The organism is Sporosarcina saromensis (genome assembly GCF_033253735.1).
In the GTDB taxonomy this organism is placed as follows: Bacteria; Bacillota; Bacilli; order Bacillales_A; family Planococcaceae; genus Sporosarcina; species Sporosarcina saromensis.
Window position 1 is genome coordinate 23,223 of record NZ_JAUBDI010000015.1, and the last position, 26,510, is coordinate 49,732.

The following is a 26,510-nucleotide window of genomic DNA, read 5'->3' on the forward strand; positions in this document are numbered from 1 at the left end:
TCACCCTCTTTTTATTAGTTGTGTCTTAAGAATTTTCCCTGTGGCATTTTTCGGCATTTCATTTAAAAACGTCACGTGTTTTGGAATTTTGTACTTTGCTAACGAACTTTTACAATGCGCTAAAACTGCCGCTTCTGTTAAAACGCTTTCATTTCCTAGGACAATAAATGCTTCAGGAACTTCTCCCCACCGTGGATCGGTGTTTCCAACGACAGCCACTTCCAACACACCTGGTATCTGACGTATTACTTGTTCAACTTCCAATGGATAGATGTTTTCCCCTCCCGAAATGATCATTTCTTTTTTTCGCCCGACAATGAATAAATAGCCTTCTTCGTCAGTCCTGGCAAGATCACCTGTGAACAACCAACCGTTTTTAAGTGTTTCATTGGTCGCTTCTGGGTTCTTCCAATATTCTTTCATAATGTTGGGCCCTTTCACGGCAAGTTCTCCAACCTCACCTGGACCGACTGCATTTCCATTTTCATCGACAAGCTGATACGCTACAAACAAGACCGGTTTACCAATGGACCCTCTTTTTCTAGGAGCATCCTCTTTTGAGAGCATGAAAAGTGTAGGGGATGTTTCGGACATCCCGAATCCTTGACCAAATAGGAAGCCCTTCGCAAAATACGCGTCAATGAGTTCACGTGGACAAGGGGCTCCGCCATTATAAAACCAGCGGACTGTGCTCAAAACGGTTGTATCGAATGAAGGACTCATCAGTAGTGCCTGGTGAATAGTCGGTACGCCCATCACAATTGTCACATTGTGCTCCTCTATCATCTGCAATGCTTTTTCAGGATCAAACTTGCCTGGAATGACGATTGTTCCACCAGCAAACAGCGTCGGAAGGGCAAATAAGCCAATTCCACCAATATGAAAAAGAGGCAGCAATACGATGCTTCGATCTTCCGCAGTCAAATTAATCGCAAGCTTGTTATTAATAGCATTCCAAAACATATTCCGTTGTGTCAGTACCGCTCCTTTCGGCTTCCCTGTCGTGCCAGACGTGTAACAAATAATGTAAGGCGCTTCTTCATCGATTTCACTCGTACATATCGGAACACTTTCAGTTTTAGCACATACAGTTTCCATTGCGAGACGGTGCTCCAAAGCTGTCTGCTCAACGAATGAATGTATGAACTGCTCATTACCTGCTTCATAAACAAGAAGACTCGCGCTACTATCATTTAATTGATAGACAAGCTCTTTTGCACTTAACCGAATGTTGAGCGGCACTGCCACGCATTCAATTTTTGCAATAGCAAAGAGGAGAACAATGTATTCAAGCCGATTTTGAGATAAAATTGCGATTCGTTCACCTTTCCTCTCACCTAAAACTTTTTTCATCTTCCAAGCCGCCGTGTCAATCATGATATTCAATTGTTCGTAGGACACTTTTTCTTCATCTGTAATGATTGCTGTACGATCTGGTTGTATGAGTGCCCATTTTGCGATCCAATAGGCAATCCCTTCCATGAAACCCCTCCTTCATCACTTTTTTAAACCGTCAAAAATGAGCGCCATTGCCGCATCAAACGCTTCTTCAGGTACGTCTTTCTTCTCCCAATACACCCACCGCATCCCTAAAAACTGCCCAATCGACATTAAACAGTACGCCACAGTCTCCTGGTCAAGATCCTTAAACTCTCCCGCTTCCACCCCTTGGGCTAAACTTTTTAAGAAGCCGTTTGCAAGCTTGCCATAATACCAACGGAACAACTCCTGATCGACAACAATCGCTTGCTGAACGATGCTATATAAATTCGGATGATTTTTCACCCAACTGAAAAATGCATAAAAACCGTTTCGTTGCGCTTCTTCGTATGTTGTATGATTTTGCATTCCTTCCTTAATTGCACTACGCAAGTCACGGCTATAGCTACGAATCAATTCATCGAAAATGTCTTTTTTTGAAGGGAAATAGTTATAAAAAGTCCCTTGCGCAACATTTGCCTGTTGTGAAATATTGACAATCGATGTTTCGAAATAGCCTTTCTTCCCAATCACCTCTTCAGCTGCTCTTAACAGCTTTTGGCGGGTTTCTATTCCTTTAGGGGTTAATGTTTTATCAGCATCAACATTTTTTATTGACATATGAATCACCTCTCAGTTTTTAGTATAGAACATTGTTAATAGATTGACAATATAGTTTTTAAATAATCTGAATGTGAAAAGGAGAATAGATACAGAAAAGAAGGATTTCCAATGTCTGTCACGAAAAGTATATGTATGAGAGAGGAGAATTTTATGAAACCACCAATTGCAAAACGCATTCCTTATGCTCACAAGTTGCATGGCGATGTGCGCGAAGATGATTATTATTGGCTGAAGGATAAAAACGATCCTGAAGTCATCCGTTATGTAGAGGAAGAAAACCGCTATTACGAAGAGGTCATGCAACCACTTGAGGCACTGACGGAGCATATTTACCAAGGCATGATTGATCGGGTACCTGATTCGGAAGTAGATGTTCCTGTCCAACGGGGTGACTATTTTTATTATGCTCGAATGGATAAAACGAAACAATATCCGATTCACGCACGAAAAAAAGCAGCGAGCAGAAGCCTCTTGCAGGATACCGCTGAAGAAATTTTACTCGATTTGAATGAGCTAGCAACGGACGGTGACTATTTAAATGTTACTGAACAGCGGGTAAGTGCTGACCATAAGCAGTTAGCTTACTTGGAAAATCGAGATGGGACAGATCGTTATACGATTTTCATTAAGAACCTGGTAACAGGAGAACTGCTAGCAGATCGTATTGAAAACGTATTTTTGTATGGCAGTATGGAATGGAGCCATTGCGGTACATACATTTTTTACGTGACTGTTGACGAAAACCAACGACCTAGCCGATTGTGGCGTCACCAGTTAGGCGAAGATACGAAAAATGACGTGCTCATTTACGAAGAACACGATACGACGTTTTCACTATTCATTTCTCATTCGCAAAGTGGAAGATTCATCTTTGTTACGTCGTCTTCGACTACTACAAATGAAATTCAACGGATCGATACACATTCACCGTTGTCGCCGATCCAACAAGTAGGCGGAAGACGGGAAGGCATTCTCTACGACATTGAGCACTGGGGAAATGATTTGCTCATTTTAACAAATGAAGGGGCGTTGAACTTCCAACTTCTTCGCTGCCCAATCGATGACGTGCATGCACGGACCAACGTTGTTCCATATGACGAGAAAAAATACCTACAGGCAATGTACCCGTTTGAAGATAAACTTCTCGTCTCAGGAAGAGAGAATGGACTGACGCAAATTTGGGTATTGCAAGATGATGAGTTAACGCCTCTACAATGGGACGAGTCGCTCTACACAGTGTCAGTTATATCCAATCAAAGCTACGAATCGACAGAAGTACTTCTTACCTTTGAGTCCTTATTGACACCAGAAACGACGTACGGGTTGAATTTGCAAACGGGCGAGAAACTAGTGCTACAAATTGCACCTGTGAATGGGGACTATGACTCTTCAAACTTCCGTCAAGAACAACTGTGGGCGACGGCTGATGATGGCGTCAAAGTGCCGATGACAGTTGTTTACCGTGCTGGTGCTCTCGATCATGGACCTGCACCCTTACTATTGACTGGATACGGTTCCTACGGAGCAAATAGTGATCCCTATTTCAACCCATACCGCCTGCCTTTGCTAGAAGAAGGCATCGTCTTCGTTACCGCACAAGTGCGTGGCGGATCAGAGATGGGACGGCAGTGGTATGAAGATGGGAAAATGCACAACAAACGCAACTCATTTACGGATTTCATTGCTGCAGCAAAACATTTAATTGCCAACGATTACACGACATCCGATCGATTGGCAGCTCGAGGAGGAAGTGCAGGCGGCTTGCTCGTAGGGGCTGTAGCCAACATGGCTGGTGAACTATTTCAAGTGATCGTTCCTGAAGTCCCCTTTGTCGATGTCGTTACAACGATGCTCGATACAAGTATTCCCCTCACTACGTTGGAGTGGGACGAGTGGGGCAACCCGCAAAACCGTGAAGACTATTTCTATATGAAATCGTATAGCCCATACGAAAACGTGGAAGCGAAAAACTATCCACACTTGTACATTACGACCGGTCTGAACGATCCGCGCGTCGGCTACTGGGAACCTGCTAAATGGGTTGCTCGCCTTCGTGATATGAAAACCGATGACCATGATATTGTCCTCAAAACGAACATGGGCGCCGGTCATTTTGGCGAATCCGGCCGCTTCAACCAATTGAAAGAAGCCGCAGAATGCTATGCATTTATCGTCGATCGACTGGGTATTGATCTAGCAGTGAAAACTTCAAACCCCCGCTAATTCGGGGGTTTTTTATATGGATACGGAACAGCAAAAAAGTACAGCCATCTCTCCAAGGAGGGCTATACTTCTTGCTACCTCATAATGATTTTGACTTCGGACGTTTCCCTTCAGAAAGTAGACGATTAATTTGTTCGATGACTTGTGGAAGATCATTGATCGTTTGTATCGTAAAATCTGCTCCATTTTGCATGAAAGCGTGAGCGGTTTTAGAAATGATCGCTTCTTTTTCAGATTCAGTCAGCGCATGATACGCTTCAAAACTCAAGCCCATTTCAGAGCTTCCGACAATAACGCCGACAGCCCAAACGCCTGCTTGTACAGCCTCTTTCATATCAGAAGCCGTATCGCCCACTTTAACTACTTTCCAAGAAGCCGATAGTTTCAGCTGCTCCATATTCCTGTATATCATATAGGGATACGGTCTTCCGTACGATTCTGTTTCATCCGGTGTGACCACAAAATCTGGCGCATACCCTTTTTCGGCCGCATTTGGTATGACAACATCCATCATCGTTCTCGTATAGCCTGTTGTTGAACCGATTTTCAGTCCTTCATTTCTTAATGCTTGAACAGTCTCTATCACGCCTGGAATGGGGTCTGTATATGCAGATAATGAACTCATGAGTGCAGGCTCGAATTCAGCATACAAGTTCTTAACATCTTGTTCGGTAAATGCTCTGCCATATTTCTCTTCCCATAAGCTAGACACTCTCGGCATTGCTAGCATTGCTCGAATATGGTCGATTTTCAACATGCCCATCGGCTCACGTGCTTCTTCCATTGTCACTTCAATGCCTGCATGTTTAAAAATGTCAATAAACACATTAACGGGTGCAAAACATCCAAAGTCTACCGTAGTCCCTGCCCAATCGAAAATGATTCCTTCAATTTTACTCATTTCGCCAACACCCCCATATATTCTTCAATTACATTGCATAATTGCACAACATCATCTTCATAGATTTCACCGATGTTCCCAATCCTGAACGTATCCACTTCCGTCAGTTTTCCTGGATAAATGACGAACCCTCTTTCTTTTACATAGGCATAAAAATCTTCAAAGTTAAACTGTTCACTTGGAAAAAGGAACGTCGTTATAATAGGCGATTGTTTTTCTTCTTCTATATATGCATAGATTCCAAGTTGTCCCAATCTTTTTCGAAGCAACTCATTATTATGCGTATAGCGGGCATTTCTCGCTGTGACGCCCCCCTCTTCAATCAATTCGTCAATGGCTTTTGAGAACGCCGCCACTACATGCGTCGGTGACGTAAAACGCCATTTGCCTTCCTTGTCCATTTCCTTCCACTGGTCATACAAATCCAACGATAAACTACGAGCATTCCCTTCGCACGCCAATAACTTCTCCAATTTGACAATGGCAAAACCAAATCCCGGAACCCCTTGAATGCATTTGTTTGCACTGCTGATCAAGTAATCGATGCCTAAAGCAGGTACATGAATGTCGATGCCACCAAAGCTGCTCATTGCGTCAACGATCAATGTTTTATTGTACGTCGAAGCAAGTTTGGCAATCATGTCCAATGGATTAACTATGCCGGTTGTCGTTTCACAATGAACCATGACTAGATGTGTAATGTCTTGATTTGCCTCTAAAATAGTTCGGATGACCGCTTCGTCTGGGTATTGATCATACGCTACGTTATACGTCACATAATTGAGGCCTGTATAATCAGCAATCTTTACAATCCGTTCGCCATAGGCACCATTTGTAATAATTAACGCTTTATCATCTTGTGAGATGGCAGTGGTCATCACCGATTCAACCGCGAATGTGCCGCTCCCTTGCATGAGGACAGTTGTATATTCGTCCTCTGTGGCATGGGCAAATCCAAGAAGTTGAGAGCGTATTTTTTGTGTAATTTGTTTATAATCTTGATCCCACGTGCAACGATCTACCAACATCTCCTCTTTTACCGTTGTTGTCGTTGTCAGTGGACCTGGCGTTAGCAGTTTGTAATGGCTCATTCGTTAAAGTTCCTCCTGTTCACCTTGATTGTTGGAAAAATTGCTGATGTTGTTCTAGCAGTTCTACTGTCAATGCTTCCGGAAACGAGTTAAATGATTCAGGTGTATTGGCAATTGAAACCGATTCACCTTCGTAAAGTGCGACTGGATAGTCTACTAGCAAATCCTCCCTGGCATTTTTCATAATGACTTCTGCCATTTCCATCGCTAGCTCCTTCGTTTTTTCATCCTTGTCCACAACTGCAATCGATTCTGTCAATGAAAAATTCCCTTCAACCGGATCGATATTCACAATTGGTGCACCCGCTTCTTTCGCTGCCACAGCTTGATGTCTCAATCCGAAGCCGACTGCTACTTCACCCGCTTGCACCTTCTTAATAGGTCCTGATCCCGAACTTTCGAGGTGTGGACCGCTGTTTGCAATTAATTCACGAAGAACGGTTTTGCCTTCCTCTTCACCGTAGTGGCTAATAATCGCTTGAATCAACAACCAACCCGTAGAAGAATCCATTACATTCGGAATCGATACCAAGTCTTGGTAGTCCGGTTTTGTGAAATCTTTTATCGACGTCGGCATTGCCAATCCTTTTTCTTCAAGGACGTGTGTATTAACGAAAATAGAACCTGTAATTGCTAATACTGGCGTATAAAAAGATGGATACTGTTCAAGCGCATTTGTTTCAAATGGCAATTCCTTAAACATGTTGTGTTGTTGTTGCGCACTTTCAATAAAATATGAACTCATCGTCACCAAATCGGCTTCAAGTAATTTTCCTTCAGCAAGCAGCTTGCCACCTAACTCAGATGTTCCTAACGATTGAAGGATGTATTGTCCTTCATACCCAGCGTCCTTCAATGCTTGCTCCATCGCTGCCTTCGCTTCCTCATCACTATTCGTTTGGATGACCACCTTTTCACCTGTTGCATCGCTCTTGTTACTACACGCTGTAACTACAGCAAAAACCGTTAACACCATACACACAAGCAACCACTTCTTCATGTTGCACCTCCACTGTTATCGTTGTTGACTCGTTTTCCTTTTTTGAATGGACTCACTCAGGAGTTTTACAACTAAATTTGTACAAAAGATCAGCAAAGATAGGACAAATATCTCGTTAAATTTACCAAAATGCTGTAACTCTTTAATCTTGCTTGCCACTACAGACGTTTGAGCAGATACTAAAAAGATAATGCCACTAATGGTGACCATTGAATTGATAAAATAGTAGCTGAACATTTCAATGACGGTAGACGCAGAATTCGGTAATACAACACGATAAACGGTCTTCAACCAGCGATCTCCTAGCAATTCACCTGTCGTTTCCCACGTGGGATTCATCTTGCTCAATGAATTTTTTGCTAGTAAATAAGGCGTCGTAAAGAAATGTACAATATTGCAGGCGATAATAATTGTAAATGTCCCTTTTAAACTGCTTCCGTTAAAAAGCAATAAATACGATAAGCCTAAAACCATCCCGGATATTGTATTTGTCATCATCGCCAGTACATCCATCGTCAATCGCCCTTTCAAAGGGGTACGGACATTGATAAGTGCAGCGCCATAAGCAATAACTGTACCCAATAACGCCGTCAAGATTGCAACGACAATGGAGTTCTTATACACGGACAATAAATCACTCGATTGGAACACATTCATCACATGCACAACTGAAAATGAAAGATCATACGGGTAACTTGTAACAAACGGCGCGACGAACATGACGGCAAATACGGAAAGCATAACGACTACAATGATTGTCGATACACTCCCAAACACGGTATCCCTGAACCGATGTTGAACCAGATCTGTCTCTGAAAATTTATCGTAATGAATATTAAATCGATCCAGATACCTTAACAGGAACATTGCCAATACAGCAGGCGCTAACATGAAAACCGCTATCACTGCTCCGTTATTAAAATTAGGGATAGAACCGAGCATCTCTTGATACAAGTGTGTCGCGACAACATTATACGTCCCTCCGATCGAAGCCGGAATCCCGAAATCAGTAAAACTTAAAATGAACGAAAGGACAAAAGCGCCTCCTAAAGTTCCAAGTAATGGCCGCATAATCGTGTTGGCAAAACTTCTTATCGTCGAATCCCCCATCAATTTGGACACGATGATATATTTTTTATCAATAAACACAAAAGCGTTATGAATGAGTAAAAACGCTGCGGGTAACGTATAAAGGACGTAGCCGATTAACAACCCGTTAAAGCCATAGATGTCAAAAAGATTTCGCCCAAACAATTTTGTCAGCAATCCTTGGTTTCCGAGAGAGTACATAATCGCAAAACCATACGTAATCGTAGGCAGTAGCATCGGTAGTAAAATACCAATCCGAATCATCCCTTTTAAAGGTCTGAAAACGTTTGTACAATGCACCGTATATGCAAGGAGAAATGCTAAAATCGTCGTGATGATCGCTGTTAGCGTGGACACTTTCATACTGTTTAGGAAGGACGATCGGAACGCCTCCTCTTTCAGCATGGATGTATAATTCGCTATACTGAATCCGTCTCCCGCTTCAAACGATTTAATGAACAACATACCAATCGGAAAGAAGAGAAAGACAGCAAATAATACTACGATTGGAATGAATACAAACCGCATCTCTTTTTTAACAGTAAGCATTTTGCTCACCAAACAAGTTGTATATGTTTTGTCGTTTAATCGCTAACTGTCGTAGAATAAAATCTTTCACAAAACGATTTTGAGGTTGATGAATAATTTCTTGCGGTGTCCCATATTGAGCAATTTGTCCTTCGTGGATAATTAAAATCTTATCCGACAATGTCAAAGCTTCCTCAGGGTCATGCGTGACAATGATCGTCGTCAGTTTAAATTCACGTGCTATTGATTGGATTCGTTGCTTGATAGACTCTTTAATGACCCCATCCAATGCACTTAACGGCTCATCGAGTAATAAAATCTTCGGTTTCATAACCAATGTCCTTGCAAGGGCTACACGTTGTTTTTGCCCCCCAGACAGTTCACCAATCTTCTTTTTCATATGGGGCGCGAGTTCCAAAAAGTCGATGTATTCCTGTACTTCCTTCTCAGTCGTTAACCCTTTATGATTTCGGAGACCATAGACAATATTTTCATAAGCATTTAAATGAGGGAACAATGCATAATCCTGAAAGACAATGTTAAATCCGCGATCTTTCATGCAAACGTTACTCATATCCACCCCGTTGTAGACAATTTTTCCGTCATTCATCTTGACCAATCCTAGGATGATGTTCAGTAACGTCGTTTTTCCACTACCGCTTTGCCCTAATAGAGAAACAATCTCTCCAGCGTTAATCTCAAGATTAATATTTTGCAGAACGACCTTTTCATCATATTGTTTGCTTATATTTTGCAATTCCAGCAAACTGTTCACCTCCTTGAACACACCCTTAGTATAAAGACACTTTGTAAATGGAAGTCGAGATTTGTGTTGATTTACTGTAAAGATTGCATATATTCCACCTATATTATCTATAACTCTTGCCTAACTCATTAGCATTTCTACAGAACAAATTGTATATTTTATGTAAATATATTGAATAGGTTTTCTATTATCAGTACAGTAGAAGTAGGCTAAATAACAGGAAGATGGGGGAATTCGCATGTTTCCACTTGAAAGACAAAACAAGATTGTCGAATTATTAACGGTCCACAAAGTCTTAAAAATTTCTGAACTAACGAACAGGCTACAGGTTTCTGTCGATACATTGAGAAGAGATGTGAACTTGCTGACGAAGGCAGGGAAAATCGAGAAAATCTATGGCGGAGTGAAAATTGTAGAAACGAAATTCGGGGAGTCCACAATCAATGAACGAATGATCAGCAACTTGGCGCAGAAAGAATCCATAGCACAAGCGTGCAGTGAATACATTACCGACGGAGATTGCATCTACATTGACAGTGGGTCAACTACCTACCAAATTGCCAAGTACATAAAGAATAGAAAGAACTTAACCGTCGTCACCAATTCCATACCTGTCATCTCTGAATTGATGACAAGCGATGTAGAACTCGTCATCATAGGTGGGAAAATTAGAAAAAACGAACAATCGGTTGTAACATACGATTATTTATTTAACTTTGATGAACTAAACATCTTGAAAGCCTTCGTCTGTGCAAGTGGCATTACAATTGAGAAAGGAATCTCTGATTACAACTTGGAAGAAGCGATAACGCGGAAGAAAATGATCGAGCGTTCGAAGTTTGTGTATGTCGCTGCTGACAGTTCAAAATTCGGCAAAGATGTCACAATCAACATTGCCCCTCTCAATAAAGTGGACTACCTGATTACAGACGACGAAATTGACAGTACCTTCATACGTTCTTTCAAGAAAGCGGGCAGTCATCTTGTCGTGAAAAAGGTGGAATGAGAAAAGGCAGAAACTCACAACACACATAAAAACCACCTAAAACATGCGTACTCCATGTTTTAAGTGGTTTTTTGATTACACGTTAGCTTCAAGTGCAAGCTTTATTTCTTGAATATCTTGAACAAGTATCTTACTATTCTCTTCCTCAACGTCCTTTATGAGCTCTTCAGCAAGTAGTAAGCTCTTTTTAGCTTCAGTTAATTGCCTTAATAGCAATTGCGCTCGTGCTTGCGCTTCATAGGCATACGCAATAAAAAATGGCGCAAGATCTGCTTCATGGCTAACCGACACACATTGCTTTGCATAATATAATGCCTGTTCCCCATTCTCTACGACTGCATACACTCTTGCAAGTTGCCAATAGCCAATCGATAGGTTTTGAGGTGTATGCTCCTCTACTTGTGTCCAATGCCAAAAGGACGTGTGGCATAGATGAATCATTTGCTCCTCTTCCGCTTGCGTACGATTACGCTTGTCCAATAGATCCCACGTCTGATTAAAACAATTAACTGCTAATTGTTTATGTGAGAACTTTTCTTGTTGGTTGTCCATATGCATTCTCCTAACATTTTGTACTCTTCTCTATCTATTTCTATCTCTTTTATATTTCTCCTTTAAATTAGATATTCATGAAAATTAATTGAGGCCAGTACAGAACAATGATCGTCCGCTTCTTTCCGCTCTGGACTTTTAAATAGAATTTAAAAAAATATGCATGACGGGGAGTATCCCTTCATGCATATTTATAGTTTTGACCTTCTCATCTATACAATCAAAGTTGACCTTACTACAGTACTGGTTGAATTCATTTGATGACAAATGAATCTACTACTTCCTTGTTCAAGGATACCCCGATTATTAAATACCTATTAGCTATTCCACAACCCAGCATTTTCTAATGCCTTTTTACCTTTAAACGCGAAGAGAATAGAGACCACATTCAAAAGCAACATGATAAAAATCGTATACAAAACATACGTATAACTACCAGTATATTCAAAAATAAAGCCATATATCGGTAAAGCAACAATCCCTGCAACTGCTAATCCTGTTATGGCAAGTCCATAAATCTGACTGAACTCTTTATTGCCAAAAAGTGCAGTCGTTAAAAGAGGCCCTAATGTTCCAAGAGAAGCAACTACGAAACCATATAGACCGGCAGCTACAGTAAAGATCAATGGGTTTTCAGGCGTGAGTAACAGCAAGCCTACTGGAAATAATCCTAAAAGCATGGCAAAAATCGCTGAATATTTTACCCCTATTTTATCACTGAGGTAGCCGAAGAATAATGCTCCGATTACAACACCTACTGACCACGAGCCCATTGCATTACCCGCAAACTTGATATCATACCCTAATCCCATTGCAAATGGCGCTACATGTTGGTTAAAAGCAGCTATTGAGGTTTCACAGAAAAAGAAAAATAGTAGAAAATAAAATGCACTCGATTTTTTAGCGATCGCCAACGTCACGCCGCTAGCTGTTGTTTGAACTTTCGTTTCTTCATTTTGCTGAACTTCATCCACGCCATATGGCTGTAACCCTTTTTGGAGTGGGGCCATTCTAATCGTTAATAGAACAACTGGAATAACAACCGCCATTACGCCTATCCCTAAGAAAAAATACGTATTTCTCCAACCTTCATTGGCAATTAAGTTACCTGCTACAGGTTGAAGAAAAGCGCCTATTAAACCACCTGCTCCCACCATAATCCCTAACGCCAATCCTCTATGTTTTTTAAACCAGTTATTAATAAGTACAGGACCAGCTAGTTGTGTTACGATGACAGATCCCATTGACATAGGAATCGCAAACAAATACCAACCCCATACAGAGTTCATGAATCCAAACATAGCAAAGGATCCTGCCTCCAACGAAACAGCTACTAATAACAGTATTCTAATATTGTATTTTGCTATCAATTTTCCTGCAATCGGTAAAAATAACATTGTGACAATTGATGCGATACTGAAGTACAATGTTAAGCTACCCATTCCAATACCTAAATCTTCTGTAACAGGTGTTAGAAATAATCCACCTGTAGTCATAATGCCACCTTTAGCAGCACCTACCATTACAACTAAACCTACTAAAACCCACCAAGCATAGTGAATTTTCTTCTTCTTTGACTGACTCATGATGTGTCCTCGATTCAACTATTGGATTGCCGTTTTTAAAATTGAGTATTCTTATTTTGTTATTAAATTAAATAATGAATATCAATATATACATAATTATCTCAATGAATAGCGCTAAACTTTTTTCGGTTTAATACTATTGATTGAATAACTAATAAACAGCCTTCGCAATAGTAACTCGATACGGATATTGTGTCAATCCTATGACGATTATTTCTTGCACTCCAAAAAAATCCTGTTACGAGTTGAAATTAATAATTCTTCATGCTAAATGGCTTTTGAGCCGCTAACCTTCTCAAATTACTGTGTATATTCACTTTTGACTCAACTAATAAACCCGAAGATGCTACTATTATCGTTACAGGAATAGAGAAAATCATAAATAATTAATTCTAAAGGAGTGTACCTAAATACACATAGCTGATAGAATAAGAGCATATTATTTAAACATATTGAACGATTACATATAGCTTGTTAGTAGGACAAAAGAGATGGCAACAAACTACACGTAAAGGAGTTACTTCTTATGGCATTCAACATTTATTACTATGAAAGTAATGTAGTCTGCAAGTTTTGCAAGAAGCGTTTTACTACATATAAAGTACGTCCAAATCGCTATAAACTAGTTGAGGAACATACAGATTTTATGCCGGTCTATGAAGGATTAAATCCATTGTTATATGAAGTCGCTGTTTGTCCCCATTGTGGGTACGCCTATCACAAGTCCATGACAAGAACCTATGGACCTTTCATGCTACTTATAGATGAATTGTACATCAAAGAATTGAAAAAACCGGTGAACATTTGTCAGGAACGTACGATAGATGACGCGATTGTAAGCTATAAGTTAGCGTACCTCGTATCAAAAGCATCGATGGAAGAACCCTTACTATTGGCCAACATCGCAATAAAAATTGCGTGGCTCTATCGTTTAAAAAACGAGCCAGAATTTGAACTGCGTTACCTTGATTCCGCTAGAGACTTTTATAGCAAGTCCTTTGCTTCAAATCAGGAAGGCAATGAACGAATTCAATATTTACAAGCAGAGCTTAGTCTTCGTCTAGGGGATAGTAAAGAATCCAAAAAGGGGTTTTCCCGTTTAATCTCAGATCGGAGCACTTCAAATAAATACCGAAAGTTAGCTCGCGATCGTTGGGAAAACTATAAGTATAACGAAAATACGAATGAAAGCATTTATTAAGAAGCAAGGAGCGAAGTATTGTGCAACTGTTTGGGAAAAAAATAGACGTAAGAGAAGAAGATATTTTTTCGGAATTACTTCACTTTTTACTAAGGAAAAATAATCGTCTTTTATCGAATGATGAAGTCGTTGAACTAACAGGTGTTTCGTCCAACTTGCTTTATAAATGGGTGAAATCCGGAAAACTAAAAAACACCATCTTTCCAAATATCGGTGCACCCTGTGATCGATGCGGAAAATTAACACATTCAAATATCTGCGTAAGCTGCTCTACCTCTATCGTCAACACATTAAAACAAGAAGAAAAAGATCAAGAGTGGTTTAACCGAATCCAACGAAATGATCGACGTACGAGTACATATTATTATAGATAATGAATTGAAAGTTCTACTAGTGTGCCATTATAAAACTTCCTCTCGTTGTGAGTCACATAAGTTCAATGAGACATGAAGTTTTATAATGGCTTTTATTTAACAATCCTATTTATGCTAGATCTTCTGCCAGAAACATTCATGTGACCTTCTAAAAACACCACTTATTTATCATACGGTTCTCCGCACTATAACTAAATGCGGTTTTAAATTGCACTTAAATATAAATCGAGCGAAGCCTCAACTTCTTTCGCAACTAACCCAACGAAGTCCTCATAGTCATTTGTCGAATGTGCTTTATCTAGTGCATTATAATAAGCTAATCGATTTTCTACACGAATAATAATTGGTGGGTAACCAAACTTCATTAACTCTAAGTTTAATAATAGTCTTGATGTGCGACCATTCCCATCAATAAATGGATGGATGCCAACAAAGATTGCATGCAGCATTGCACCACGGACAATCGGATGTACATTTTGAGCTTCTCCGTCATACCAGCTCATTAATGCATCCATTTCTTCTAGAATTTTGAATGGTGGTCGAGGTGTATGCACTGCACCTGAAATAAATACTTGTTGGTCTCGGTAAACACCCGCATAACTATCATCAATCCCTTTTAAAACAAGGCGGTGTAAATTTTTAATTTGCCATTCTGAAAAAGGCTCCTCATTATGCACAACGTCTTCTACGTAGGAAATCGCATCTCGGTGATTAATAACTTCTAAATGCTCTCGCATCGTTTTCCCACCAACAGTAATCCCTTCAAGTACTACTTTCGTTTCGTTAATTGTTAATGTATTACCTTCGATAGCATTGGAATTATATGTCCATTCTAGAAAAAGCTTTTCACGTAAACTTTGTACTGTGTATTTCGGTAACGGTCTTTTTGCGTCTAGCTGTTGTTTCTTTAAATCAATTTGTTCGAACATATTTTCAACCCCTTTATGTAACTTTACATCATGTGACTCGGATTTTGAAAAAGAACACAAAAAACAAGCAACACGCATTAAAGATTTCCCTTTATAAAATGTCTTAATTAAATTTTAAGAGAACATCTCTCATATGAAATAAAATAAGCCATAGAAACATGAAATCTATCTGTTTCTATGACTTTACTCAAAACCGCACTCACTTATGGTACGGTTCACCGTAACTAGTCAAAGTGCGGTTTATATATGTTGTAAGTCGTATTTTATTTTTTCTTTTGATAAATAATCTTTTTTATAATGGATACATTGTAATTCATAAAGATCATTTACTAATTCATCATCGAAATGTTTCTTGAAAATATTTTTAAGCTTACTTGAAAAGTCAAGCTTATAATCTTCTTTATATTTATCTTTAAATACAAGTGCTCTTAGTAAATTCAGTTCAACTTGTGGGTTTGCTTCTAAAATGACATCTAATTCACAAGATGTTATAGAAGTTCTAAATAATTCATCGTATACTTTAGATTTATTAAAGTTATATACAATCCCGTCTATATTTAAATATACAGACCTTGCTAAGTTTTCTTCGCTTGCTTGCAAGTTTGTATTTTTAAATGCCCAGGTATTTTCTAAATCCCATACATCAAATTCAATATTTGCTACATTAAATTTGTATCCACCAAATCTATTTCTCTTATTATTGTATTTATTTATAATAACTTCAAATTCACTTTTATCTTTAAACTTTATTGCTATATCAAAATCTCTAGGGAGAGGGGGGTTATCTGGAAATAAACAGATGTCTCTTATTGAACCCCCAAAGAACAATAAATCTCCTACATTAGCTAATTCTTCAATGAAGCTGAGAGTATGAGAATCTTTTCCAAGTAAATAAATTAATTGATCTTTTATATTTTTTTCATATTTACTCATCTTAACTCCCCCTCAAAACTAGTGACTAAGGTAATTTTACTCCTAATAGTTCTTGATGTAAGTTTACAGCGTATCCGTCAGTCATTCCTGAAATAAAATCTGTTACTAATTGAAGTCTATTGTACAATGTTAAATCTTTAAATTCCACTGTTGGCTCACCCTTTTTAGAAACTCGTTGAATATGTCTAAAGTTCTCTGAAATTAAATGGACTAACTTTTCATGTTTTGTTTTAGTTTTTGTTATACCATCCACATTAATAACAGCATTAATAAATAAATCCAATAGATCAGATATTACTCTATCCCCAACTAATTCAAGAGTTAAAACTTCCTTATCAGAAAACACATATTCAAAAGCTACATTTTCCAGTTTTTCCGATATAGTTCTTGCTGTAGAATTGGATATTAAATCTCCCTCAAAGGTACCTTCCATAATTGAGTCATAATTATCTTTAAAACTATTTACAACCGCGAATATTAATATCCCTTGAATATATACTTTAAAGTTTTGAACATTTATTAAATCTCTATTGGGTACTTCATTTAATAAAGCCTTTTTTCTTAACTCCTCTAATTTTATAAACTCATTAGGATACATCTCTTCAAATTCATATTTTATTTCTTTATAAACTTTATCCCAGTTTATAACTTTCTTTTTTACGGCATCTTCAATGTCTGCAGTTAAATAAGCAATATCATCTGCTGCTTCTAAAATATATGTCGCAGGATGTCTACATCCATCTATACCTATTTTATTTTTGATCTCCTCAAATAATTCTTGTTCTGAATAAAAGTATCCAAATTTCTTTTTCTTACGAGATTTATTTTTTTCATCATTGGAAGCCCACGGATATTTCATTAATGTCCCCAATGATGCAAGAGTGAAATTAGCTCCATACTCATCATTTAAAAATTGTAATTTACTTAAAATGCGGATTGCCTGCGCATTTCCTTCAAAATATAGAAAATCATATTTCTGTTGTTCAGTTAATTCTCCAAATTTTTCACTAGCTGATTTATATATTTCAGAATTAAACCAGCTTTCAAACCACGTCCGAATAATATCTTCACCATAATGTCCAAATGGTGGATTGCCTAAATCATGTACTAAACATGATACTTCTACTAAAGAGGCTAACTCCTTAGCCTTTGCAAAATCTTTAAATACTTCTTTTTGAATTAGCCATTCTCCTATATTCCATGCTAGTGATCTTCCCAAAGAGGCTACTTCTAAAGAATGTGTTAACCTAGTTCTAGTAAAATCATTATTTTGTAATGGAAATACTTGTGCTTTATCTTGTAATCTTCTTAGAGATGAAGAATAAATAATTCGCTCATAATCTTTATCAAATTCATTTCTATGAGGAAGGTTTTTACTTTCGGACTTTCTTTGTCGTTCGCCTAACAACAGGTTTTCCCAATTCAACATAATTTTACTCCACCCTTTTTCGTGAATTTTTTCTTTAATACTTCTATTTTACCAAGAGCAAAGTAAAAGAACAGTCTATTTAACTAAATTCCTTGAAAACTTGCTATATAATTTTTAAACCGCACTTACTTATGATACGGTTCCCCCCGCATAATCCGAAACGCCCGGTACACCTGCTCCAGCAACACCAACTTCATCAGCTGATGCGGAAACGTCATCTTGGAAAACGACAACAACTCATCCGCTCGTTTGATGACATCACTGTGTAAGCCAAGCGATCCGCCTATGACAAATACGATCTTACTTTTGCCATACGTCATTAACGATTCAATAGCAGTTGCTAATTCTTCAGAGGTCTTCTGTTTTCCTTCTATCGCCAATGCGATGACGTGTGCGTCTGCTCCAATTTTAGCGAGTATTCGGTCGGCTTCTTTTTTCTTCACAATCTCCATGTCTGCTTCACTTAACGATTCAGGTGCTTTTTCATCGGCCACTTCGACGATGTCGATTTTGGCGTAAGCGCCGAGTCGTTTGGTGTATTCTTCGATGCCCATTTTTAAATATTTTTCTTTTAGTTTTCCTACTGAAACAATTGTAATATTCACAGGTTGTCCACCTCTTTTAAAAAGTTATAAACAGAACTTATGCACATATCCACAGGACTTATCTACATCTTGTGCCCGATTATTCGTTCGCCACAATATACCTAACGGGTGTGTCACAATACGTGCAAGTTGTGGATATCTTTTCGTCGGTTTTGATTTCTTCTAGAATCGGAAATGTTTCTTCCGTTGCAATAAAGTCGTCAATCGCTTGATCTATATGGTTTTCACAACTTTGGATTTTCAATGTCTACACTTCTTTCTATCGGTTTATTTTACACAATGTTATGCACATTTCTTCATTTTTATCCACATGTCGATAAATTGCATTGAAAAACAGGCAGAATAGCGGTTGTTTTGCTAGGCTGCCTGTTGTGGATAAATAAATTGTTACATCCCTATGAAAAGTGTAACATTGTATGCAATTTTATGCGCTCTTTCTTGGCAATTCGTTAAAATGTATTGCCGTCTTTTAGTTCCATTTCAATCTCGATCAGCTTTCCTTCTCTATACACTTTCATGGTCATCTGATCGCCAACTTCTTTCTTGTTGTATAAATGCTTGCGCAGGTTCACCATGTCTTCAATCTTTTCCCCATCCATCTCAACAATGACATCGTATCGTTGGACACCAGCTGCTTCTGCTGGCGTATTGCGGAATACTTCCGTGACAATCACACCTGTCGTAACATCTTTCGGTAATTTCAATACTTCTTGTTGCTGTTGATACGGGACGTCTCGTAAGTCCAGGAGGCTTACACCCATCGTTGGGCGGTTCACCGTTCCAGTCATCTCAAGATCTTGGATAATTGGGATGGCGATATTAATTGGAATGGCAAGACCGATTCCCTCAACGGTTTCTTGCGTAATTTTCATGGAGTTAATGCCAATCAGTTGTCCTGCTACATTAATGAGCGCTCCACCCGAGTTCCCTGGGTTGATGGCTGCATCTGTTTGAAGAACATCCGCTTGCCAATCGACGGTTCCGTTTTGATCAAGGTCGATTGGAATGGAGCGGTCTTTTCCTGACACAATTCCCATCGTGACAGAGCCGGCGAATCCTAATCCGAGTGGGTTCCCAATTGCAATCACCGTTTCCCCACGTTTTAACGTATCTGAATCGCCAAATTCAATAGCTGTTTTGACATGTTCCGCGTCAATCTCGACGACCGCTAAGTCTGTCCATACGTCACTGCCAATGAGTTTGCCATCCACTTTCGTTCCATCGTCGAAAGTAATTTCAAGCTCTTGGGCGTTTTCTACGACATGATGATTCGTCACAATGTATGCTTTGTCGCCTGTCTTCTTGTAAATGACACCCGAACCCGTTCCTCTTTCTTGTGTCGTCTCTGTTGATGACCAAAAATCACGTACCGTTTGCATATTTGTGATGCCAACAACCGTATCCGCCACTTTCGATACAATTTCAGTGACATCCGTATTGACATCGAGTGAGACGCGTTCAGTCGTCAAATTGCTATCTCCAGTGGTTTGCTCTAAAACAGATGAATTCGATTCATTTCCCAGCGTAGCATTCATTAACAACCAAACGACTACACCACCAATAATAGCTCCCAACAAGGCTGGAAGAAAACCGCCTCGACGCTTTGTGTCCTTTTTCGGTCTCTCACTGTATCGCATCGGTTCTGCTTGTTTTTCAAGTTCCACATTCGTCCGATTCTCGTGATTTACTGCATCTACATGATTCGAATCATTACCTATTCCTTCTTCTATACGATTCGGTTCTTGACGTATTTCATCCTCTGAATGATTGGGGCCTTCCATATTAGGGACATCCGAATTCGGTTTGTCGTCCTCCCGCCGAGGACCTTGCTTGTATTCATCCATAGACCTCACCCTTTCAACAGACAGTTATTTTAACTTTACCCTAAATAGCTTGTTTAAAATCAAGTACGCTGTCCCACTTTTTGTAGATTCCTTGAATTTTATTGAAAAAAACCTTACCCGTAGGCAAGGTTTTTTGTTTCTATTAGACAGTGACAAGCGTTGTCGGTTGTTCCGCATCGGTATCATGTAAGTGAACGAATTCCCCGGTGCGGATGCCGCATGCTTCCAATGTTTGCGAAACACTCATCCTTGCGAGATCTTTCATATTATTATCCTTGCTCAAATGGGATAAATAAATACTTGTTTGCTTTTCCGCAACCACTTCACTCATTGCAATTGCAGCATCCTCGTTCGATACATGGCCGACATCGCTTAAAATCCGTCGTTTAATCGACCATGGATAACGACCCATTTGCAACATGCTAACGTCATGATTACTTTCAAAAACAAACGCATCCGATGCTGCAATATGACCTTTCATCCGATCGCTCACATATCCTGTGTCGGTTATGATGGAAAGCTTTCGGTCTCTTTCATGAAATACATAGAACATCGGATCGACAGCATCGTGCGAAACGGCGAATGACTGGATGTCGAGCGTTCCGAATGACAGGGACGTTTCCATATTAAAATGAAAACGTTGTTCTAACGGAACTTCACCGACAAGTCCATTCATCGCGTTCCACGTCTTTTCATTCGCATAGATCGGTACTTTATGTCTTCTTGCTAGTACGCCGATACCTTTTATATGGTCACTATGTTCGTGCGTTACAAGAATACCATTCACATTTTCCATGGAGCGACCGATTGCCGCAAGTTGTTGCTCAATTCGTTTCGCACTTAACCCTGCATCGACCAAAAAAGCATGGTCATCTGTCTCGACATATATAGAATTGCCCGTACTCCCGCTTGCGAGCACACTAAAACGCATTATAAAAACTCCTTATTCTTCATCTACATCAACGTCAACATCAACATCAAGTTGAGGCTCATCAACTTTCTCCAATTGGAAGTCTATCACTTTACCTTCAATGGCATTGATGAAATGTTCCTCAATACTACCATCTTTTAATTCTACACGAATGTTCCAAGTCGGAGCAAACACCTGGATTTCGGTTAACGGCACGAGTGACGAATAGCCTGGCGTTACGCTAAGTACTTTAGAATCCTGTTTCAAATAGCCGCGCGTTGCCAAGGAACCCACCGCTTCGTCTTGTGTCATTAAATCTCTTTTCTTAGACTCTGTACTGAACTTCTCAAGCATGCGTTGCTCGTAATGCGTAACTTCATAGTCATCATTCCAATGCACGACCACCATAGCATTTGGACTGTAGAAAATCGGTTCACCATTCACCATCTGAAAGAAGGTTGCCTGTTGCTCTTCTTGATTCACTTCCCATAGTGTGTACTCGTTGCCATGCCAAACGTACTTCATCATAAACTCATTGAAATCAAAATCACCTTTATCATTTTGAATCGCTATAGCTGTATTCATGTCCGATTCTATATGTGTGTTGTTCTCAATGACAATCGATTGGCTAACGAGTGTCTCGAGTTCTTCTTTTGTAAACTTCTTAATCGTTGCGGTCACAGATGAATAGTCATTTTTATTCACTTGAGGAAGGTTATACGTAATGTTTTCTTGCTTCATCACTTCTTCGATTGAAGTCTTTGAAATGACTTGAACATTTTGCGCGTCTGTCAGCTGTTGCACATACAAAGAGTAAAGAAAAATATTCAAAATGGAAAAAACGATGATAAAAATCGTTTTTGTTTTATTCCAATCCAAATGGCTCACCCCCTGTTTGCTCAGGTGTATAACGTTTCCAAGTTCCTTTGAATAAATAGAACCAAGCCGGCTCCAACACGAAAATCCGTTGCTCTAAGTCGTGTTTCATCATGTATCCAACGGTCAATTCTTCAACTAAACTAAAATCGAGATCTTCCGATTCCATGAGGGATTGTACAACATTCGTCCCCGAAGGAAGATCCATATTTTCATTGAAAGACAGTGATGATTCCAACGTGTAATACGGGCGGATATATCTAAAAACCCGATCATCCCCATAAAATTGTACAATTTCCGTTAACCCAGAGGCATCACTTTCACTATGCACAGGATATCCATTGATGAACAATTGGAATTTCACATAGCGCGAGAGTGAATTGATGTAAGAGTAACGGAAAGAATCCGTCCAGCCACCGTGTTCATTAATAGAGTCAATCACATCCAATAACAAATCAGACGGTTTTGCCGGCTCCCTTGCTTCTGCAGCAGGATGAACAAAATCCAACATTTTCGTTTCGGTATTCACAACCATTAACGCATGGTCATCTCCGAATTCCTCATGATTGTGATCCACTTGACTTCGTTTAACCGCATTTGGGTCATTGAATAAAGCATCGCGGAAACGACCTGGACTGATTTCCTCTTGGTAGTACGTTTTTTGTACCATCGGAACAGGTTCATCGGGTACCGCTAAATACGTCGGTTCCTGATTCTTTACTTCCACATAGTGTGTCAGTTCCTCACTCTCCATGATGATGGACTGATAAGACTTCGTCGTGTCTGCCAGATTCGCTTTTCCGTAAAAATGGATACCTGTTGCTCTGTTAATAAAATGCACTTCAAACGCAATCGCTTTAGGATCCCATCTGACGATCAATCGATCAAAACTAAATTCCGGCAAATTCTTTTTCGTCATTTCGTCAATCGGTAATATTTCATCATAGGCAGGTAAAGGAACCTGTCCATTGAAGTACAATGTAAACTGGTTAGGCTGTTCAAAAAACTCTTTCATCTGTACTTTATTCATTTCCGTAGGGTCTTGCAGGAGCTGAGACACTTTCCACGTCCCCATATCCCTTAAAATTTTGTCGATAGCTATTTGATCGGTCGTACCTTTTAGTTCCTCTTCGTATTTGATTAAGAACTTATACGGTTTAACGACATCTTTCACATCTTTTTGTTGACCGATTGAAATATCGACGGTTTTTGATTGGTCAATGGGCGCGAGCTGTGGGGAGTATGTCCAAATTGAAAATGTAAAAGTGATACTCATCAATACGAGCAACAGGAGGATGATCGATTTGATTGGTTCAATGTATTTCAATCCCATTCACCGTCCTCTTGTTGTTCATATGGTAACGTGAAAAACACGGTCGTTCCCATTCCTTCTTCACTTTCCGCCCATATTTCCCCACCATGAGCATGAATCATTTCTTTTGCAATGGCCAGTCCAAGTCCTGTACCGCCCATTGCTCTAGATCTTGCACGGTCCGCACGATAAAACCGCTCGAAGATCCGATTGACGTTTGCTTTCGGTATGCCAAGACCATCATCAGAGATCATGACTTTAATAAAAGAACCTGATAACGTAACACCAAAACGAACGTCTCCGCCATCTGGAGAGTATTTAAGCGCATTTGAAATAATATTATCAATAACTTGGGTCATCTTGTCCGTGTCAATTTCGACAAATAGATCGGCTGACGGCAATAGTCGCTTAAATTGAACCTTTTGCGACTTGGAAAACTCGAATCGTTCAATGATGGAGTTAAAGAAATGATTAAACTCCACCCATTCTGTATTCAATTCGTATTCCTTGCTGTCCATTCTTGATAACTTCAACAAGTCATTGACGAGTCGAATCATCCGCTCTGTCTCTGTTTGCGTGACTCGGAGGAACGAAGGTGCAATCTCTTCGTTTTGCCAAGCCCCTTCAGCGAGTGCATCCAAATAACTTCGCATCGTTGTAAGTGGTGTACGAAGTTCATGGGAGACGTTCGATACAAATTCACGTCTTTCCATATCAATTTTCTCTTGCTCGGTATTGTCATGAAGGACGACAATCAATCCATTCACAAATCCCGTCTCCCGCTGCGTGACGGAAAAAGTTGCCCGGAGAATATACGGTTGTTCTTCCGTACTGAAATCCAATGCAATGGAGTCCCTCACTTGAATGAGATCTTCAAACGTATAAGATTGTTCCAAGCCAAGGATGCTGGCAATCGGCCGGTTAATGACAAGGTCACGTGTCATGCGCAACATCATGAGTGCAGAATCATTAATGAGGCTTACCCGTCCTTTTCTGTCCGTAGAAATAACGCCATCGGTCATATTTTCGAGGACAGATGCGAGTTTCCTTTGCTCACTTTCGGTTGTCGATTGTGATTCTTGCAACTGATTCGTGAGATGGTTAAAGGCGATCGCCAGTTGTCCCATTTCATCATTCCCGTAAACGTGCACTTTCCGTGAGAAGTTTCCTTGCGCCATCGCTTGCGCTTGTCTTCGCATATCTGATATCGGTCTCGTAAATGTTTGTGCAATGAAAATGCCGATAATAATTGTGATGGTCAATGAAACTGCCACACTACCTGCAAGGATCTGGTTAATGTCATCGATTTGCTTAAACACTCGTTCAATATTTGCTGTCACGTAAAGTGTACCGACCACTTCTGCATTTTTCTTAATCGGTTTCACTAACACCATTACTCGTTGACCGAGCGATGTATCATAATTGATGGCTTCATGAGCCGATTCCGAAGAAATTGCCCGTCGAACACTATCTTCCATAGAACGCTGTCCGACGAGTGATTGATTGTCCAATGCAGACGTGGCGAGTATTTTGTACTTTGTATCGATGACGCGGATTTCGAGAATATCTTCTGACGTGAAGCCAGAAAGAACGGTTCGAAGACTCTGTTGAGTTGTAGGGTCTTCAGATGAACGTTCTTTTGTGATTTCCTCACGTACACTGAATTCCACTAGATTGATTCGATCAATAACCGAGTTTCTAAAGTTTTTCTTTAACGTATCCTCAAGCTCCTTGGCAAAGTAAAGACCAATGATTTGCATCGCAAGGAGAATGAGCATGATGTAAATCAGAATAAATTTAACGTGGATGGAACGAAAGAAGCCCACTTTTTGCATGTGCCTTACTCCTGTTCCGGGTCACGTAAATAATATCCTACACCGCGTCTTGTGACGATCCACGTCGGGTGGCTTGGCGTATCTTCAATTTTTTCACGCAGACGACGAATCGTTACATCGACCGTTCGCACATCACCAAAGTAGTCATAACCCCAAACGGTTTGAAGTAGGTGCTCACGTGTCATCACTTGCCCAATATGTTTTGCCAAGTAGTGAAGCAATTCAAATTCACGATGCGTCAATTCAATGGATTCCCCACGCTTTTGTACCAAATACGCATCTGGTTGGATTATTAAACTGCCGACCGTAATATCATTCGTTACTTCCTCTTGTTCTTCCGATAATGTTTTGGAATGTCTACGTAAATTCGCCTTCACTCTAGCGATCAATTCACGCGTCCCGAACGGTTTCGTCACATAATCATCCGCCCCTAATTCCAAGCCTAATACTTTATCAATCTCAGAGTCCTTCGCTGTAAGCATAATAATCGGGAAATCATATTTCTTTCGTACTTCCCTGCACACTTCCATGCCATCCCGTTTCGGAAGCATTATATCAAGCAACATAATATCCGGTTGCACCTCTTCTAATTTCTGAAGGGCCTCATCTCCGTCATATGCGCAATGCACCGTAAAACCTTCCTTTTTCAAATTAAACTCTAATATATCCGCAATCGGTTTTTCATCATCTACGACAAGAATCGTTTTATTTTGCATACGTCATTCCCTTTCTCGCCTAACATGGCGTCTCTATCATTGTCTTATAACTTTATCATTGTTGCGATGAATACGCACTTACCTAGCTATATAACATATAACTTCTAGTCTTACTATTCTATGGAACTTCCAAGAATCCTTCCCCAAAACTCGCCAAAATATTTCCCGGGGAATCTCAAAACCGGAGGGGGCGTCTAGCTGCGACAGGCATAAGGCAAAGACGTGGCGTGGCTTCTAATGCTTTTGCCGCGTTTGAGGCGATTATGCGGTGTTCTGGGGAGTTATGCGGCGTTTGCTTGGAATATGCGGCGTTCTGCGTTTTTTTGCTCCGATTGAAGGGATTATGCGGCGTTCTGAGAAGTTATGCCGCGTTTAGACTGAAATGGCTACGCTATGGTCGAGACTACGAGCTGAATTTGACGCGGTACGCAATACACGTCACTCTAGACACAATACAAAAAAGCCTTTCCCTCATTCAATGAAAAAGCACCCCATCTCGTAAAAGCAGGGTACTTCATTTTTAATTATTGCTCAATCTTTCTATATCGTTGCGAAACTTTTACATTTTTCGCCTTTTCGATCATAGAAGAATGATTAATCCCCTACACATCTGCTTTTTTCTTTCCTTGCCCACTTTTACAAATTGGACTGTTGCTGTAAACGTATCTAGGTTATATACATCGTTCGATTTTCCAACGTGA

General features: G+C 39.8%; 24 protein-coding genes. 4 read left to right on the forward strand and 20 right to left on the reverse strand.

Annotation, left to right across the window (positions count from 1 at the left end):
• Both QT711_RS14050 and QT711_RS14055 read right to left on the reverse strand, forming a co-directional pair.
• Positions 1 to 1,482 carry an o-succinylbenzoate--CoA ligase gene (locus tag QT711_RS14050; RefSeq protein WP_317945250.1) on the reverse strand — a complete coding sequence of 494 codons (1,482 nt, stop codon included), beginning with the start codon at positions 1,480 to 1,482 and terminating at the stop codon, positions 1 to 3.
• A 15-nt stretch (positions 1,483 to 1,497) separates the two neighbouring features.
• A complete protein-coding gene (locus QT711_RS14055; RefSeq protein ID WP_317945251.1) occupies positions 1,498 to 2,100 on the reverse strand; it encodes a TetR/AcrR family transcriptional regulator in 603 nt (200 codons plus the stop codon).
• A 153-nt stretch (positions 2,101 to 2,253) separates the two neighbouring features.
• Here QT711_RS14055 and QT711_RS14060 point away from each other — a divergent pair, with 153 nt between their 5' ends.
• Entirely contained in the window at positions 2,254 to 4,326 is a 2,073-nt protein-coding gene (locus tag QT711_RS14060) for a S9 family peptidase (RefSeq protein ID WP_317945253.1), read from the forward strand.
• Positions 4,327 to 4,405: 79 nt separating this feature from the next.
• On the opposite strand, the gene phnX is transcribed toward QT711_RS14060, so the two are convergent.
• Genes phnX through QT711_RS14085 form a run of 5 tightly spaced genes read right to left on the reverse strand, consistent with a single transcriptional unit; the run spans position 4,406 to position 9,701 of the window.
• A complete protein-coding gene (gene phnX, locus QT711_RS14065; RefSeq protein ID WP_317945255.1) occupies positions 4,406 to 5,227 on the reverse strand; it encodes a phosphonoacetaldehyde hydrolase in 822 nt (273 codons plus the stop codon).
• Positions 5,224 to 6,318, reverse strand: coding sequence for a 2-aminoethylphosphonate--pyruvate transaminase (locus QT711_RS14070; protein WP_317945257.1), 1,095 nt, complete (start codon positions 6,316 to 6,318; stop codon positions 5,224 to 5,226). The genes phnX and QT711_RS14070 overlap by 4 nt, the downstream gene beginning before the upstream one ends.
• 19 nt (positions 6,319 to 6,337) lie before the next feature.
• A complete protein-coding gene (locus QT711_RS14075) occupies positions 6,338 to 7,318 on the reverse strand; it encodes an ABC transporter substrate-binding protein (protein WP_317945258.1) in 981 nt (326 codons plus the stop codon).
• Between the two features lie 15 nt (positions 7,319 to 7,333).
• The gene (locus QT711_RS14080; protein ID WP_317945259.1) at positions 7,334 to 8,956 is read right to left on the reverse strand and encodes an ABC transporter permease family protein; all 1,623 of its coding nucleotides are present in this window, start codon (positions 8,954 to 8,956) and stop codon (positions 7,334 to 7,336) included.
• Positions 8,943 to 9,701, reverse strand: coding sequence for an ABC transporter ATP-binding protein (locus QT711_RS14085; protein WP_317945260.1), 759 nt, complete (start codon positions 9,699 to 9,701; stop codon positions 8,943 to 8,945). The genes QT711_RS14080 and QT711_RS14085 overlap by 14 nt, the downstream gene beginning before the upstream one ends.
• A gap of 238 nt (positions 9,702 to 9,939) precedes the next feature.
• Here QT711_RS14085 and QT711_RS14090 point away from each other — a divergent pair, with 238 nt between their 5' ends.
• Complete coding sequence (locus QT711_RS14090) at positions 9,940 to 10,707, forward strand: DeoR/GlpR family DNA-binding transcription regulator (protein ID WP_317945261.1); 768 nt, start codon at positions 9,940 to 9,942, stop codon at positions 10,705 to 10,707.
• 75 nt (positions 10,708 to 10,782) lie between these two features.
• Here the strand turns inward: QT711_RS14090 and QT711_RS14095 are convergent, their stop codons facing one another.
• Positions 10,783 to 11,259 (reverse strand): hypothetical protein, encoded by a 477-nt coding sequence (locus QT711_RS14095; RefSeq protein ID WP_317945262.1) that lies wholly within the window; start codon positions 11,257 to 11,259, stop codon positions 10,783 to 10,785.
• A 317-nt stretch (positions 11,260 to 11,576) separates the two neighbouring features.
• Complete coding sequence (locus QT711_RS14100; protein WP_317945263.1) at positions 11,577 to 12,845, reverse strand: MFS transporter; 1,269 nt, start codon at positions 12,843 to 12,845, stop codon at positions 11,577 to 11,579.
• A gap of 526 nt (positions 12,846 to 13,371) precedes the next feature.
• Between QT711_RS14100 and QT711_RS14105 the strand changes: the two genes are divergently transcribed.
• Both QT711_RS14105 and QT711_RS14110 read left to right on the forward strand, forming a co-directional pair.
• Positions 13,372 to 14,046 (forward strand): DUF2225 domain-containing protein, encoded by a 675-nt coding sequence (locus tag QT711_RS14105; RefSeq protein WP_317945264.1) that lies wholly within the window; start codon positions 13,372 to 13,374, stop codon positions 14,044 to 14,046.
• A 20-nt stretch (positions 14,047 to 14,066) separates the two neighbouring features.
• The gene (locus tag QT711_RS14110) at positions 14,067 to 14,420 is read left to right on the forward strand and encodes a hypothetical protein (protein WP_317945265.1); all 354 of its coding nucleotides are present in this window, start codon (positions 14,067 to 14,069) and stop codon (positions 14,418 to 14,420) included.
• Between the two features lie 203 nt (positions 14,421 to 14,623).
• Here the strand turns inward: QT711_RS14110 and QT711_RS14115 are convergent, their stop codons facing one another.
• The 11 genes from QT711_RS14115 to yycF all read right to left on the reverse strand — a co-directional run bounded on the left by QT711_RS14115 (position 14,624) and on the right by yycF (position 25,809).
• Positions 14,624 to 15,349: a Fic family protein gene (locus QT711_RS14115; RefSeq protein ID WP_317945266.1), complete on the reverse strand. Its 726-nt coding sequence runs from the start codon at positions 15,347 to 15,349 to the stop codon at positions 14,624 to 14,626.
• Between the two features lie 240 nt (positions 15,350 to 15,589).
• Complete coding sequence (locus tag QT711_RS14120; RefSeq protein ID WP_317945268.1) at positions 15,590 to 16,282, reverse strand: hypothetical protein; 693 nt, start codon at positions 16,280 to 16,282, stop codon at positions 15,590 to 15,592.
• 25 nt (positions 16,283 to 16,307) lie between these two features.
• Positions 16,308 to 17,711, reverse strand: coding sequence for a deoxyguanosinetriphosphate triphosphohydrolase (locus QT711_RS14125; protein ID WP_317945270.1), 1,404 nt, complete (start codon positions 17,709 to 17,711; stop codon positions 16,308 to 16,310).
• 125 nt (positions 17,712 to 17,836) lie between these two features.
• Positions 17,837 to 18,316, reverse strand: a complete 480-nt coding sequence (gene rlmH / locus QT711_RS14130) for a 23S rRNA (pseudouridine(1915)-N(3))-methyltransferase RlmH (RefSeq protein WP_317945271.1) — start codon at positions 18,314 to 18,316, stop codon at positions 17,837 to 17,839.
• A 79-nt stretch (positions 18,317 to 18,395) separates the two neighbouring features.
• Positions 18,396 to 18,560, reverse strand: coding sequence for a CxxH/CxxC protein (locus QT711_RS14135; protein WP_317945273.1), 165 nt, complete (start codon positions 18,558 to 18,560; stop codon positions 18,396 to 18,398).
• Between the two features lie 205 nt (positions 18,561 to 18,765).
• Positions 18,766 to 19,953: a S1C family serine protease gene (locus QT711_RS14140; RefSeq protein WP_317945336.1), complete on the reverse strand. Its 1,188-nt coding sequence runs from the start codon at positions 19,951 to 19,953 to the stop codon at positions 18,766 to 18,768.
• 349 nt (positions 19,954 to 20,302) lie between these two features.
• Entirely contained in the window at positions 20,303 to 21,091 is a 789-nt protein-coding gene (locus QT711_RS14145) for an MBL fold metallo-hydrolase (protein ID WP_317945275.1), read from the reverse strand.
• 12 nt (positions 21,092 to 21,103) lie between these two features.
• Entirely contained in the window at positions 21,104 to 21,949 is an 846-nt protein-coding gene (locus tag QT711_RS14150) for a two-component system regulatory protein YycI (protein WP_317945276.1), read from the reverse strand.
• On the reverse strand, positions 21,936 to 23,279 hold the full coding sequence (locus QT711_RS14155) for a YycH family regulatory protein (protein ID WP_317945277.1): 1,344 nt from the start codon (positions 23,277 to 23,279) through the stop codon (positions 21,936 to 21,938). The genes QT711_RS14150 and QT711_RS14155 overlap by 14 nt, the downstream gene beginning before the upstream one ends.
• Entirely contained in the window at positions 23,270 to 25,093 is a 1,824-nt protein-coding gene (gene walK, locus QT711_RS14160) for a cell wall metabolism sensor histidine kinase WalK (protein ID WP_317945278.1), read from the reverse strand. Before walK ends, QT711_RS14155 begins: the two co-directional genes overlap by 10 nt.
• 5 nt (positions 25,094 to 25,098) lie before the next feature.
• A complete protein-coding gene (yycF, locus tag QT711_RS14165; protein WP_317945280.1) occupies positions 25,099 to 25,809 on the reverse strand; it encodes a response regulator YycF in 711 nt (236 codons plus the stop codon).
• Positions 25,810 to 26,510 lie beyond the last annotated feature (701 nt).